Raw genomic sequence first — 11,600 nt, forward strand, 5'->3', positions numbered from 1 at the left:
CATTGTCAGCAGGCTTTTTTTCATCATATAAAACTGCTCAACTAAAAATAGCAACCCGCTTTTAGGCTATTCTCTGTATCCCAAAATGCCCTTCTCTTTTTCTCGCTGTTTTGTCACGATAACCCTCGGGATATATCCGCAACATCACTTTATGACTTATTCAATTCAGGACAATGTTTAGCCCCTGCGGATACCTATATGCAAAATAAAATACGTTTATTACTGCTCAGCCTGTCACTGGCTGTGTTTGGCGTGATCACCACCGAAGTGGCGGTGATTGGTTTATTACCACAATTAACTCAGCAGCTTCATATCACAGCGCCACAAGTTGGTTTTCTCGTCAGTATCTACGCAGTGGTAGTGGCCATTTCAGGACCTTTTATCACGCTATTGCTCGGGCGTTTTAATCGCAAAACCGTTCTGTTGGTCATTATGATGCTATTTATTATCTCCAATAGTATTTATGCCCTCACCGAAAACTATCATATGATTTTGGTGTTTAGAGTTTTACCCGCACTGACCCATGCGGTCTTTTTTGCCATCGCCCTAAACCTTGCAGCCAATGCCATGCCGCCCGAAAAATCTGCCAAGGGCGTGGCCATTGTGTTTTCCGGTGTCGCGGTGGGGATGGTTTTGGGATTACCCCTCAGTGCCTTTATTGCAGAAGCCTTTTCCCTGACTGCCGCCTTTTGGTTCGGCGCGTTAACCAGTTTGCTAGCATTTATGGGGATCGCCATTCATGTGCCGTCAACTCCCGTCACCACACCGTTGAAAGTCCGTGAACAAGTAGCGATTTTAAAACGTTTGCCTGTTTGGTTATGCATATTGACGGTGACACTGATTTTCAGCGCGATGTTCGCGAGTTTCAGTTATATCGCCGATTATCTGATCAAAATCACTGGATTTTCGAACAATGCGACCAGCACACTATTGGTGGTGTTCGGCGTCAGCGGGTATATCGGTAACTTTATTTTTAGCCACTTTCTACAGCGCAGCCAAACTGCGACCACCTTGCGTTATCCCGTGTTATTCGGGGTGATTTATTTCGCAGTTTGGCTCTTTGGGCATCAGCCGATAGTGATGGTGGCGTTGGTGATTTTATGGGGCGCTTTCCATACATCCGGTTTAATCATCAGCCAAAGTTGGTTAATGAAAGAAGCCAATTCAGCCCCTGAGTTTGCCAATAGCCTGTATATTTCATTCTCAAATTTAGGGATCACCATTGGCACTATGATTGGAGGCTGGGCGATTTTATATGCAGGGGTTGCTGCCATTATTTGGGTGGGAATTGCGTTTTCTGTCCTGGCATTAATCAGCATTTGGGTAAAAGTGAAGCTAACCCATTCGGCGCCAGCACTCGCTTGCCATTCCCTTAATTAAATTGCCTTTCTTTTGCCGCCTTAAGCAACATATCAATCAAATAGCGTGTTTTTGGCGGCATACTACGCCCTTTCGGCCACAACAGATTAATCGGCGTTTCATAGCCTTCAGACTCTGGCAAAATGCGCTGTAATTGCTGGTTTTTCAGATAATCATCGACCAACCACAATGGTAACTGAGCAATCCCTTTTCCTTGAAGCACCGCTTGGAGCATCGCATCGCCATCAGCGAGTTCATAAAAAGGGCGTGGAGCATACTGGATGACAGTTCCTTCTTCACATAAGCGCCAATAGAAAGGTGCTCCTTGTCGGATCCCCACAATGCAGCGATGATTCTCCAGCTCTTGAAGATGCTGAGGCGCCCCGTATTTTTCAAGATACTCTGGCGATGCACACAGGACTTGGTTTTGTGTGGTTAACTGCCGAGCCACAAGGTGAGCGCTGTCGGGTAAAGGGCCAATACGCACCATCAAATCCAAACCTTCCTCGAGGGCATCCACAAACTGCTCATTAAATGAAACGCTCAACATCAATTGGGGCTGCTCATCCATCAATTGCATCAAAATAGGCATAACGCATTTACGCCCAAATGCGGCAGGGAGATCTAGACGCAGCTTACCCATCAAGGTATGGGTATTCTCTTGGAGCTGCTGACCTGCTTTATCTAATAAATCCAGCGCGGCTGAGCATTCATGGAAATAGTGCTCTCCTTCCGTGGTCAACGAAATTCCCCGCGTGGTTCGGATTAATAGGCTAATACCCAAATGTTCTTCGAGCTTAGTGACACGCTTGCCGACGGCGGATTTGGTGATCCCTAAACGCTCTGCCGCTTCCGTGAAACTCCCTGATTGAACCGTCGCCACAAATGCAGTAATACCGGTGAGTGAATGGATGGGGATCATAATGCGCTTTTTAACCTCATCAACTGCTAGCCTGCCGCTTTTTTTCAATTGATTCATTCTAGAGCAAATTCCCAAACCCTTAAATCAATCTCTAAATTTAATTAATTCCTGCCCGTTTGATATTCATATAAATTATTTTTTTCTTTGTTTTAAATCAAATTACCGTCATCTAAAAAAAGGCAATATCCTACATATTGTGCTTTAATTAATTAACTAGACACTATATATAGTAAAAATTCACATTTCTTTCACAGGGATGCCCCATACTGATAAAGGATCATGGACGCTATCGCCAGTCCTGTGAGGGATTAAATAAGGAGTATGACAGTGAAAACGGTGGTTATAAAACGAGATGGTTGTCAGGTCAATTTTGATCTCCCACGCATTCAAGAAGCGGTGCGACGTGCAGCCGCTGCGGTGGACGTCAAAGATGATGATTATTGTCTGCAAGTTGCCACGGTTGTCTCTGAGCAGTTGTGCAATCGCGAAAAAGTGGATATCGCTGAGATCCAAGATGCTGTCGAAGACCAGCTCATGTCGGGGCCTTACAAGGATCTGGCTCGAGCTTATATTGAATACCGCCATGACAGAGACAGCGAACGCGAAAAACGCAGCCAACTTACTCACGAGATCCGCGGCCTAATTGAGCAAAGCAACTTATCCTTACTCAATGAAAATGCGAACAAAGACAGTAAGGTGATCCCAACCCAGCGTGATTTATTAGCCGGGATCGTCGCTAAGCATTATGCAAAACAGCATATTTTGCCACGCGATGTTGTTCTTGCTCATGAAAAGGGTGAAATTCACTATCATGATCTCGATTATGCCCCTTTCTTCCCGATGTTTAACTGTATGCTTATCGACCTTGATGGCATGTTAACCAACGGCTTTAAGATGGGAAATGCGGAAATTGAGCCACCAAAATCCATTTCTACTGCCACTGCCGTTACTGCACAAATTATTGCCCAAGTGGCTAGCCATATTTATGGCGGAACCACCATTAACCGCATTGATGAAATTTTGGCGCCTTATGTCGCTATTAGTCATGAAAAGCATTTAAAAGTAGCCAAAGAATGGGGAATTGCTGACGCTGAAGCTTACGCCCAAAGTCGCACTGAAAAAGAGTGTTACGATGCGTTCCAATCCTTAGAGTATGAAGTGAATACACTGCATACCGCGAACGGGCAAACCCCCTTCGTCACCTTTGGATTTGGGTTAGGCACATCCCAAGAAGCACGACTTATCCAACAGTCGATTCTTAAAAACCGTATTGCGGGACTGGGTAAAAACCGCAAAACCGCGGTTTTCCCAAAACTCGTGTTTGCTATCAAAGATGGGCTGAACCATAAATACGGCGATCCTAACTACGATATCAAACAGTTAGCTTTAGAATGCGCCAGCAAACGCATGTATCCAGACATTCTCAACTACGATCGCGTGGTTGATGTCACTGGCTCCTTTAAAACACCGATGGGCTGCCGCAGTTTCTTAGGTGTCTATGAAGAAGATGGCAAACAAATTCACGATGGGCGAAATAACCTCGGCGTGATCAGCCTGAATTTACCGCGTATTGCGCTGGAAGCTCAAGGTAGCGAAGAGGCATTTTGGGCGCTTCTCGATGAGCGTTTAGCCATCGCTAAAAAAGCATTAATGACCCGCATTGCGCGCTTAGAAAATGTCAAAGCCCGCGTAGCCCCTATCTTATATATGGAAGGTGCCTGCGGCGTTCGCTTAAAAGCCAATGACAGCGTAGCGGAAATTTTCAAACATGGACGCGCTTCAATTTCATTGGGTTACATTGGGTTGCACGAAACCATCAATGCCTTATTTGGCACGCAAACTCATGTGTATGACAGCGAGCAATTGCGCGAAAAAGCCGTCGCTATCGTCAATCGTCTACGCCAAGCCACTGACGAATGGAAAGCCCAAACAGGTTACGGTTTCAGCTTATACAGCACGCCGAGCGAAAATCTGTGCGACCGTTTCTGTCGCTTAGATACCGCTGAATTTGGCGTTATTGATGGCGTAACCGACAAAGGCTACTACACCAATAGCTTCCACTTAGATGTGGAAAAACAGGTTAATCCTTACGATAAAATCGATTTTGAACAGCCTTATCCAGCGCTCGCCAATGGTGGTTTTATCTGTTACGGCGAATACCCGAATTTACAGCACAACCTCAAAGCCCTCGAAGATGTCTGGGATTACAGCTATCAGCATGTTCCTTACTACGGTACTAACACGCCAATCGACGAATGCTATGACTGCGGTTTTTCCGGTGAATTTTCCTGTACCAGCAAAGGCTTTACCTGCCCAGCTTGTGGCAACCACGATACTAACCGCGTTTCCGTGATCCGCCGTGTCTGTGGCTATCTAGGCAGCCCAGATGCCCGACCGTTTAATGCAGGCAAGCAAGAGGAAGTGAAGCGCCGTATCAAGCACTTGGGTAATGGACAGCTCGGTTAACAGCGGATAAATGCCATGAATTATCACCAATATTATCCTGTGGATGTGGTCAATGGACCCGGTACCCGCTGCACATTGTTTGTCTCGGGCTGCGTTCATCAGTGCCGAGGCTGCTATAACCAAAGCACATGGCGCGTGGATTCCGGTATTCCCTTTACCCAAGAGATGGAAGACCAAATTATCCAAGATTTGCAGGATACGCGTATTCGCCGCCAAGGGCTCTCCCTCTCAGGGGGGGATCCTTTGCACCCTGCCAACTTGCCTACCATTTTAGCGTTAGTGAAGCGAGTGAAAGCCGTCTGCCCAGATAAGGATATCTGGATGTGGACGGGCTATAAATTGGATGAATTGACACTAGAACAGCAAAAAGTGGTGAGTTTGATCAATACGTTGATTGATGGAAAGTTCGAACAGACACTATACGATCCCGCGCTGCTATGGCGCGGTAGCAGTAACCAAGTTATTCATCGACTGCGTTAAGCTTCACGCAACCAATGTAATTTGGTGCCAAACCCCAGCGTGTTATCTACCATTTTCACCGTCTGTAATTGGAGCTGCCAAATCGGCAGCTTCGCCTCTAGGGCGACAGGAAATCTCTGGCAATAAAATGCTTTCTGCACATCCGCCTCTTCACCGTCAAATTGGCGAATTTCTCCCACAAATTGAATACCTTGAATTTTACCCACTTGCTTAGTTTGTGCGGAGATAGTCCCTGCCACACGAGGATTTTCCTGCATTAATTGACCATGCTGAGAATCGGGGGATGTCATGAAAATTAAGCGCATATTTTGGCGGTCAAACGCGTAATAGCAACTGGCAGCCCAAATATCATCTTGGTGAGAGGTAAACAGAGAAAAAACGTGTTGGCGAGCAATATAGCGCTGGATGTGTTGTAAGGTGTTTTCGGGTGTCATTGCGAATGTCCATGTTAGACCGTTCAGAACACGCCCATAAAAATGGCTGGGCGTGCTTAAGCTGTTCTGAACGTTATCTGTACTTAGTTCGCACTACTATACGCTAGATTTACTACTTATAAATCGCTGCGGTCCCATTCATCTCATTCTCACCGCTTGCAGAAATCACGCGGAAAGATTTTGCGCCAGCTTCATCAGCTTTTTTGGCTAATTGTGCAGTCAGGTCATTTACACTTGCAGCGCCACTTACAGACACATAACCTACTGCTGGCTCGCTAGCTTGTCTAACTTCTTCAGCCGCCATTGAACCAAATGATACAGCACCTAAAGCTAAAGCAGCAGCAAATAATGTTGATTTTTTCATGGTAAACTTCCTCATTGTATGTTTGATATTTACAGGGGTTTTTTCATGTTTCCCTGTGATATGGATCATACTATGCCCTTTATTCGGAGATGAAAATTAGCTAATTTTGCTATAGTTGTTCAAATTAATTGAACAATAACCTATGTTGAGGTTACAAATTTGTGACAGGTTTATATCATTTTTTATTTATAATTTAGTATGTTATAAACTTTATGATCCGCGAGAAAATTCGCTGCAAGCCAACTAAATTCTCCTTATAAATCAGCACAGAATGCTAAATTCAGTGACAAGAAAAACAAAATGACACAGCAAAATTGGTCTCTTTACTTAATTCGGCAGAAAAATAACGCGTTATATTGTGGGATCACCACCGATGTTCATCGGCGTTTTCAACAGCATGAAGCGGGAACTGGTGCCAAGGCACTAAAAGGTAAAGCGCCTTTGACCCTCGTTTTTCATTGTACTGCGGGGGATCGTTCTGAAGCATCTCAATTAGAGTATCGAGTGAAGCAATTGAGTAAGCAGGCAAAAGAAAGGCTGGTCACTGACCAGCCTGATGATTTACAGCATTATTTAGCGGATTACACATTATCAAAATGCGATGAGTAAGTGACTTCGCCTTTATGCTGGTCAATTGCACCGTTTTCGAGTCCGTAGACAAGAAAATGTTTTTGTAGACTTGGCCATTGGCAACGTAATTCGTGGTTGGAAGCGGGTTCGAAACCAAAACGCCCGTAGTAACCCTCATCACCGAGAACGACGACAGCCCCATAACCAAATTCATTTAAGCTATCTAACCCTTCATAAACCAATTTTTCCGCGATACCTTGGCCTTGATAGGCTTTTTTAACGGCTAATGGGGCGAGTCCTACCCATTGAACATCTTCACCATTCACATCAACCGGGGTAAACCCGACATAGCCAATAACTTCGCCGTCATCGTTGGTTGCCACCACACCGAGGGTCAGTAACCCATCTTCACGCAGGTGCTGAACAAGATCTGCCTCCCCCTCTGTTGGGAAGGTTTCACGTAATAGCGTGTCGATACCCATGGCATCAACCGGGATTTCTACACGTATCAGCATGAGGTTAACACAGGCGTTTTATGCTCTGCGTCCTCACTGTCTTGTACCGTTTTAATCACATCAGCGAGCTGTAATAGACCAAAGCGTAAAGGCGCAGGCATATTTTCAATTTCGAAGGCATCCATCAGGTTTTTAACATACAAACCTAACTCAGTATCCCCTTCAATCACCAAACGACGTTGGAAAAAGAGCGTATCGGGATCTTCTTTGCGGGCTGCGATCAATACCAGATCATTGGCATTGCCGCTGACACTGACATCCGGTTCAGCCTGCTTTTGTACCACCAGCTGACCCTCTTGTAAGCTGATAAACCAAACAAGCTCTAAATCTCGGATCTCAACTTTCAGCCATTTCCCTTCCAGAAAATCGAGTTCGCCTTCTTTAACAGACTCACGAAACTGCCAACTTAATAGTTGTTCGAGTATTTGACGCTGTACGACAAATGGGGTCACTTTCAATGGAAACTTCAAAAATGAAGGGCCTTGAGTGATCAGTTGAGAACGAATTTTACCAAACACAGTACTAACTCCCGTATCAATTATCTGTCCACCACGCATAACTACTGATTAAAGCAGCCGCTTGGACAATTTTAATACCTATAATGACTAAGATTATAGATAACATTGATGTGTAGATGTAAAGATAGTCAGAGATATATCGTTATTTATCCGATATAAGGACATATTTTGCCAAAAAATAACGTGATGATACCGATCCTATATCAATCTTTATCCATCTCGCCAATATTTATTTCCAATAATCTCTACACTTTTATAATAGTCACGAAATAACTATCTCGCCTACAACATTCCAAGCTTCTCTGCGCTAAATCAAAACCTCTACCAGACCCCTTGTCTAGAATGATCAATTGCTAAATTTTTATACAGAGAAAAAGCCAATGGAATTACTCTGCCCTGCGGGGAATTTGCCTGCCTTAAAAGCGGCTGTTGATAATGGTGCCGATGCAGTGTACATCGGACTCAAAAATGATACTAACGCGCGCCATTTTGCAGGTTTGAATTTTACGGAAAAAAATCTGCATGAAGCAGAGCGTTATATCCACCAGCGTAAACGTAAATTGCATATTGCGATAAACACCTTCGCTCATCCTGATGGTTATCAACGCTGGCAGAACTCTGTTGATTTAGCGGCTGATCTAGGAGCCGATGCCCTGATCCTCGCCGATATTGCTATGTTAGAGTACGCCGCCAATAAATACCCGCATATTGAGCGCCATGTTTCTGTGCAAGCTTCCGCGACCAACACGGAAGCCATTCGTTTCTATGAGCGTAACTTTCAGGTGCATCGCGTGGTGCTCCCTCGCGTGTTATCCATTCACCAAGTTAAACAACTCGCCAAAACCAGTCCTGTACCGCTGGAAGTATTTGCTTTTGGTAGCCTGTGCATTATGGCTGAAGGTCGCTGTTATCTTTCTTCCTACTTAACGGGAGAATCCCCGAATACCGTCGGTGCTTGCTCTCCTGCACGTTTTGTTCGCTGGCAACACACTGAAAATGGCATGGAATCACGACTGAATGATGTGCTGATCGACAGCTACCAAAAAAATGAAAATGCCGGTTATCCGACGTTGTGTAAAGGGCGCTATGTGGTGGATGAGCAGAAATATCATGTGCTTGAAGAGCCCACCAGCCTCAATACCATTGAGTTACTCCCAGAACTCATGAGCGCCAATATCGCCTCGGTAAAAATTGAAGGTCGTCAGCGCAGCCCTGCCTATGTCACCCAAGTGACCAAGATTTGGCGTCAGGCAATCAATCGCTATAAATCCAATCCAGACGGTTTTGTGACGGATCCTAGATGGCTCAAAGCCCTTGGCGACCTTTCTGAAGGTAGCCAAACCACCCTTGGTGCGTATCACCGTAAATGGCAATAACTGGCGCACATCATTCATCAGCATGGATTAATGGGTAACATAATGAAATATGCATTAGGCTCAGTACTGTACTACTGGCCAACATCAACCTTACAGGATTTTTATCAGCAGGCAGCAGACAGCGACGCGGATATTATTTATCTCGGGGAAACGGTATGTAGCAAGCGCCGTGATATGAAACCCAATGACTGGATTGAGCTTGCTAAGCAGCTAGCGGGAAGCGGTAAACAGATTATTCTCAGCACTCTAGCCCTGCTACAAGCGCCCTCTGAGCTGAAAGAAATCAGTAAGTTAGTCGATAATGGCGAGTTTTTAATTGAAGCGCACGATTTTGGTGTCGTCAATATGCTGGCTGAACGCAAATTGCCTTTTGTGGCAGGTCATGGGCTTAACTGTTATAACGCTCCCTCACTGAATATTTTGCTACGCCAAGGCATGATGCGCTGGTGTATGCCCGTTGAACTTTCCCGTGACTGGCTGGTGAATTTACTCAATCAATGTGAAGAGCTAGGTATTCGCGATAAGTTTGAAGTGGAAGTTTTCAGCTACGGTCACCTACCACTGGCTTATTCTGCCCGCTGTTTTACCGCTCGTTCGGAAAATCGCCAAAAAGATGAGTGCGAAACCTGCTGCATTAATTACCCGCAAGGGCGCAAAGTGATGTCACAGGAGCAACAGCAAGTGTTCACGCTTAATGGCATCCAAACACTGAGCGGCTACTGCTATAACTTAGGCAACGATATTTCGTCCATGCAGGATTTGGTGGATATTGTGCGGGTTTCCCCTGAAAGCCTTGAGTCCCTCGATGTGATTAGGCAGTTTAAAGCTAACCAACATGGGCAGTCCCCACTGAGCATTCCCAACCAAAGCTGTAATGGCTATTGGCGCAATATTGCCGGATTGACCCTAGAGGCGTGATGGGCTTTTGTCTATTTTGACTCGATGATCTGTGATTAGTCTTATTCTTTAAGTTAAATTTAAGTTCACCATTGAAAATTTAAGTTAAGTATAAAATAATCAGTCCTCCATTATGGATGAGGACTGATTATGGCAATAGGATATTTTTTGCGGGTGGGTGATAAAACAACCTGCGGAGGACAAATATTAACGGGAGACCATACCATGCAATGGTATGGTGTTGCCGGTGCTCGTGAAGGCGATATGGTCAGTTGCGGCAAGCATTCTGGACGATTTTATATTATTGGCGGCTGCCAAAGTGTTTGGGATGAAGGGCGGAAAGTCGCGGGAACACTTGAAAGTATCAGTTCATGCCCCTGCCGAGCTCGTTTTATTAATTCAATTCAAGACTGTTATAGTGATGAATATAGCGATAAAAGTAGCGCTATTTCCTCGGTATCACCATCAATTCCCCCTTCCATTGTTACCAAAAAAATCTGTATTAGTTGCTTAATGAAAGCGGCCGAATCAGGCCAAATGCTTGTCGTTCGAGAAGGATGATGATTAATGAATAATTCGCATCCTATTTTTAATTATTCCAAACGTTATCCTACTGCAAAGCATTATTGTTTAATTTGCGGCTTACAGTATGAACGTTATTTTGATAAAGAAATTCAACACCATTCTGGTGCAACAACTCCTCTTTTTAAGCAATCTTCCGAGGCTGAAATCGCGTGGGCAGGGCCGTGGTTGATTGATGTGACTCATCGGCATGATTTACTGGCAGATTTAATGCAATTAGAGTCTAAATTCCCTGCATTATCTTGGCTAGTTAGTGACTTATCGCTGAATAAATTAGCGTCTCACTTCTCTGACCTTCTTAATGTGAGTTTACCTGATAACAAAACGGCCTTATTCCGGTTTTATGATCCCCGCGTGACGCACAATATGCCCCAAGTACTCACTCTTGAACAATTTAATGAGATAACGATGCCTCTTATTGCATGGTATTACCGCTTTGAAGGGCAATTTTATGCATTACAAGGAGGGCGATTAAATGCAGTTTAGCGAAGAACAATTAACCAAAATTCAAAATATCGAACAAAGTGATTATGTCGCCCAAGTTATTGCTGACTTTTATCAACATCACCCTGATAAATTACAAGTAATTGAAACATTAAATAGTCGTCTGCAATCTGCTCTTCGGTATTTGTTATCCCTAGGGTTTACCAAAGAGCCTTTAATTCGTTCTTTTTTGTTCTATGAAGCGTGCTCCCCTTACTTTTATTTAAAGCCTGAAATCAGAGATATGCTTGAGGAAAACGGTCGAAATCCAGAGCAGCAATACCAAGATTTTTTACGGATAGCCATGAAATTGATTGAATGGAGAACTTAATATGCCAGTTCCTTTAATTATTGCAGGGGCGGGATTAATGACACTGGGTGGACTCGCCGCAGTGACCCATGAAGCCTCAAAAATCGGTTTCCCCTCTTCATCAGGTAGTGGAGATGATGAGTGGGGAAATACTAGTTATGAAGATAAAATTCGGGAATATGAAAGCATTGCGATCGGTGGCGAATTTGATGATGAAGAAAAGAAACGAGGCAATAATCAAGGTGCAGTGGTAGGTGCTACAGCCGGGGCATCTGTTGGTGTTGCTGCCATTGAAGCCAGTAAAGGCTGTCAGGACTGCCCGGC

The 11,600-nt window shown here is 44.6% G+C and carries 14 protein-coding genes and 1 pseudogene; 10 read left to right on the plus strand and 5 right to left on the minus strand.

The window, feature by feature from the left end; all coding sequences use genetic code 11:
* The first annotated feature begins 198 nt into the window (after positions 1-198).
* Entirely contained in the window at positions 199-1,380 is a 1,182-nt protein-coding gene (locus GKR71_RS03265) for an MFS transporter (protein WP_036949105.1), read from the plus strand.
* Here GKR71_RS03265 and GKR71_RS03270 read toward each other — a convergent pair.
* The gene (locus GKR71_RS03270; protein ID WP_336431407.1) at positions 1,373-2,338 is read right to left on the minus strand and encodes a LysR family transcriptional regulator; all 966 of its coding nucleotides are present in this window, start codon (positions 2,336-2,338) and stop codon (positions 1,373-1,375) included. The two genes, GKR71_RS03265 and GKR71_RS03270, sit on opposite strands and share 8 nt — an antisense overlap.
* A gap of 270 nt (positions 2,339-2,608) precedes the next feature.
* Here GKR71_RS03270 and nrdD point away from each other — a divergent pair, with 270 nt between their 5' ends.
* Both nrdD and nrdG read left to right on the plus strand, forming a co-directional pair.
* On the plus strand, positions 2,609-4,747 hold the full coding sequence (nrdD, locus tag GKR71_RS03275; RefSeq protein WP_108478832.1) for an anaerobic ribonucleoside-triphosphate reductase: 2,139 nt from the start codon (positions 2,609-2,611) through the stop codon (positions 4,745-4,747).
* Positions 4,748-4,762: 15 nt separating this feature from the next.
* Positions 4,763-5,227 (plus strand): anaerobic ribonucleoside-triphosphate reductase-activating protein, encoded by a 465-nt coding sequence (gene nrdG, locus GKR71_RS03280; protein ID WP_036949099.1) that lies wholly within the window; start codon positions 4,763-4,765, stop codon positions 5,225-5,227.
* Here the strand turns inward: nrdG and GKR71_RS03285 are convergent.
* A complete protein-coding gene (locus GKR71_RS03285; RefSeq protein ID WP_036949097.1) occupies positions 5,224-5,661 on the minus strand; it encodes a YhbP family protein in 438 nt (145 codons plus the stop codon). The two genes, nrdG and GKR71_RS03285, sit on opposite strands and share 4 nt — an antisense overlap.
* A 112-nt stretch (positions 5,662-5,773) precedes the next feature.
* Positions 5,774-6,025 carry a multiple stress resistance protein BhsA gene (gene bhsA / locus GKR71_RS03290; protein ID WP_154603012.1) on the minus strand — a complete coding sequence of 84 codons (252 nt, stop codon included), beginning with the start codon at positions 6,023-6,025 and terminating at the stop codon, positions 5,774-5,776.
* Between the two features lie 300 nt (positions 6,026-6,325).
* Between bhsA and GKR71_RS03295 the strand changes: the two genes are divergently transcribed.
* Positions 6,326-6,634 (plus strand): GIY-YIG nuclease family protein, encoded by a 309-nt coding sequence (locus tag GKR71_RS03295; RefSeq protein WP_154610089.1) that lies wholly within the window; start codon positions 6,326-6,328, stop codon positions 6,632-6,634.
* Here the strand turns inward: GKR71_RS03295 and GKR71_RS03300 are convergent.
* Together GKR71_RS03300 and ubiT are read right to left on the minus strand one after the other, a co-directional pair.
* Positions 6,607-7,110, minus strand: a complete 504-nt coding sequence (locus GKR71_RS03300) for a GNAT family N-acetyltransferase (RefSeq protein ID WP_036949091.1) — start codon at positions 7,108-7,110, stop codon at positions 6,607-6,609. The two genes, GKR71_RS03295 and GKR71_RS03300, sit on opposite strands and share 28 nt — an antisense overlap.
* Complete coding sequence (ubiT, locus tag GKR71_RS03305; RefSeq protein WP_036949089.1) at positions 7,104-7,628, minus strand: ubiquinone anaerobic biosynthesis accessory factor UbiT; 525 nt, start codon at positions 7,626-7,628, stop codon at positions 7,104-7,106. Before ubiT ends, GKR71_RS03300 begins: the two co-directional genes overlap by 7 nt.
* Positions 7,629-8,008: 380 nt before the next feature.
* Between ubiT and ubiU the strand changes: the two genes are divergently transcribed.
* The 6 genes and pseudogenes from ubiU to GKR71_RS03335 form a co-directional block, all read left to right on the plus strand.
* Positions 8,009-9,004, plus strand: a complete 996-nt coding sequence (ubiU, locus tag GKR71_RS03310; RefSeq protein ID WP_154633942.1) for a ubiquinone anaerobic biosynthesis protein UbiU — start codon at positions 8,009-8,011, stop codon at positions 9,002-9,004.
* A gap of 42 nt (positions 9,005-9,046) precedes the next feature.
* Positions 9,047-9,922 carry a U32 family peptidase gene (locus tag GKR71_RS03315; protein WP_154633943.1) on the plus strand — a complete coding sequence of 292 codons (876 nt, stop codon included), beginning with the start codon at positions 9,047-9,049 and terminating at the stop codon, positions 9,920-9,922.
* 129 nt (positions 9,923-10,051) lie between these two features.
* Positions 10,052-10,462, plus strand: coding sequence for a PAAR domain-containing protein (locus GKR71_RS03320; protein WP_154599695.1), 411 nt, complete (start codon positions 10,052-10,054; stop codon positions 10,460-10,462).
* A gap of 6 nt (positions 10,463-10,468) precedes the next feature.
* The gene (locus GKR71_RS03325; RefSeq protein WP_036949082.1) at positions 10,469-10,969 is read left to right on the plus strand and encodes a DUF4123 domain-containing protein; all 501 of its coding nucleotides are present in this window, start codon (positions 10,469-10,471) and stop codon (positions 10,967-10,969) included.
* Positions 10,959-11,297 carry a hypothetical protein gene (locus tag GKR71_RS03330; RefSeq protein WP_036949079.1) on the plus strand — a complete coding sequence of 113 codons (339 nt, stop codon included), beginning with the start codon at positions 10,959-10,961 and terminating at the stop codon, positions 11,295-11,297. Before GKR71_RS03325 ends, GKR71_RS03330 begins: the two co-directional genes overlap by 11 nt.
* 1 nt (position 11,298) lies before the next feature.
* Positions 11,299-11,600 (plus strand): annotated as a pseudogene (locus tag GKR71_RS03335) (Tox-REase-5 domain-containing protein); the annotation flags it as partial.

Source organism: Providencia sp. wls1922, from assembly GCF_009706505.1.
Classification (GTDB): domain Bacteria; phylum Pseudomonadota; class Gammaproteobacteria; order Enterobacterales; family Enterobacteriaceae; genus Providencia; species Providencia lanzhouensis.

What these genes read in the sequence shown, in the direction of transcription:
- GKR71_RS03270 (WP_336431407.1), bottom strand. Translation starts at nt 2,338, where the DNA reads ATGAATCAATTGAAAAAAAGCGGCAGGCTAGCAGTTGATGAGGTTAAA.
- GKR71_RS03315 (WP_154633943.1), top strand. Translation starts at nt 9,047, where the DNA reads ATGAAATATGCATTAGGCTCAGTACTGTACTACTGGCCAACATCAACC.
- GKR71_RS03295 (WP_154610089.1), top strand. Translation starts at nt 6,326, where the DNA reads ATGACACAGCAAAATTGGTCTCTTTACTTAATTCGGCAGAAAAATAAC.
- GKR71_RS03330 (WP_036949079.1), top strand. Translation starts at nt 10,959, where the DNA reads ATGCAGTTTAGCGAAGAACAATTAACCAAAATTCAAAATATCGAACAA.
- nrdG (WP_036949099.1), top strand. Translation starts at nt 4,763, where the DNA reads ATGAATTATCACCAATATTATCCTGTGGATGTGGTCAATGGACCCGGT.
- GKR71_RS03300 (WP_036949091.1), bottom strand. Translation starts at nt 7,110, where the DNA reads ATGCTGATACGTGTAGAAATCCCGGTTGATGCCATGGGTATCGACACG.
- GKR71_RS03320 (WP_154599695.1), top strand. Translation starts at nt 10,052, where the DNA reads ATGGCAATAGGATATTTTTTGCGGGTGGGTGATAAAACAACCTGCGGA.
- ubiU (WP_154633942.1), top strand. Translation starts at nt 8,009, where the DNA reads ATGGAATTACTCTGCCCTGCGGGGAATTTGCCTGCCTTAAAAGCGGCT.
- GKR71_RS03325 (WP_036949082.1), top strand. Translation starts at nt 10,469, where the DNA reads ATGAATAATTCGCATCCTATTTTTAATTATTCCAAACGTTATCCTACT.
- GKR71_RS03265 (WP_036949105.1), top strand. Translation starts at nt 199, where the DNA reads ATGCAAAATAAAATACGTTTATTACTGCTCAGCCTGTCACTGGCTGTG.
- GKR71_RS03285 (WP_036949097.1), bottom strand. Translation starts at nt 5,661, where the DNA reads ATGACACCCGAAAACACCTTACAACACATCCAGCGCTATATTGCTCGC.
- bhsA (WP_154603012.1), bottom strand. Translation starts at nt 6,025, where the DNA reads ATGAAAAAATCAACATTATTTGCTGCTGCTTTAGCTTTAGGTGCTGTA.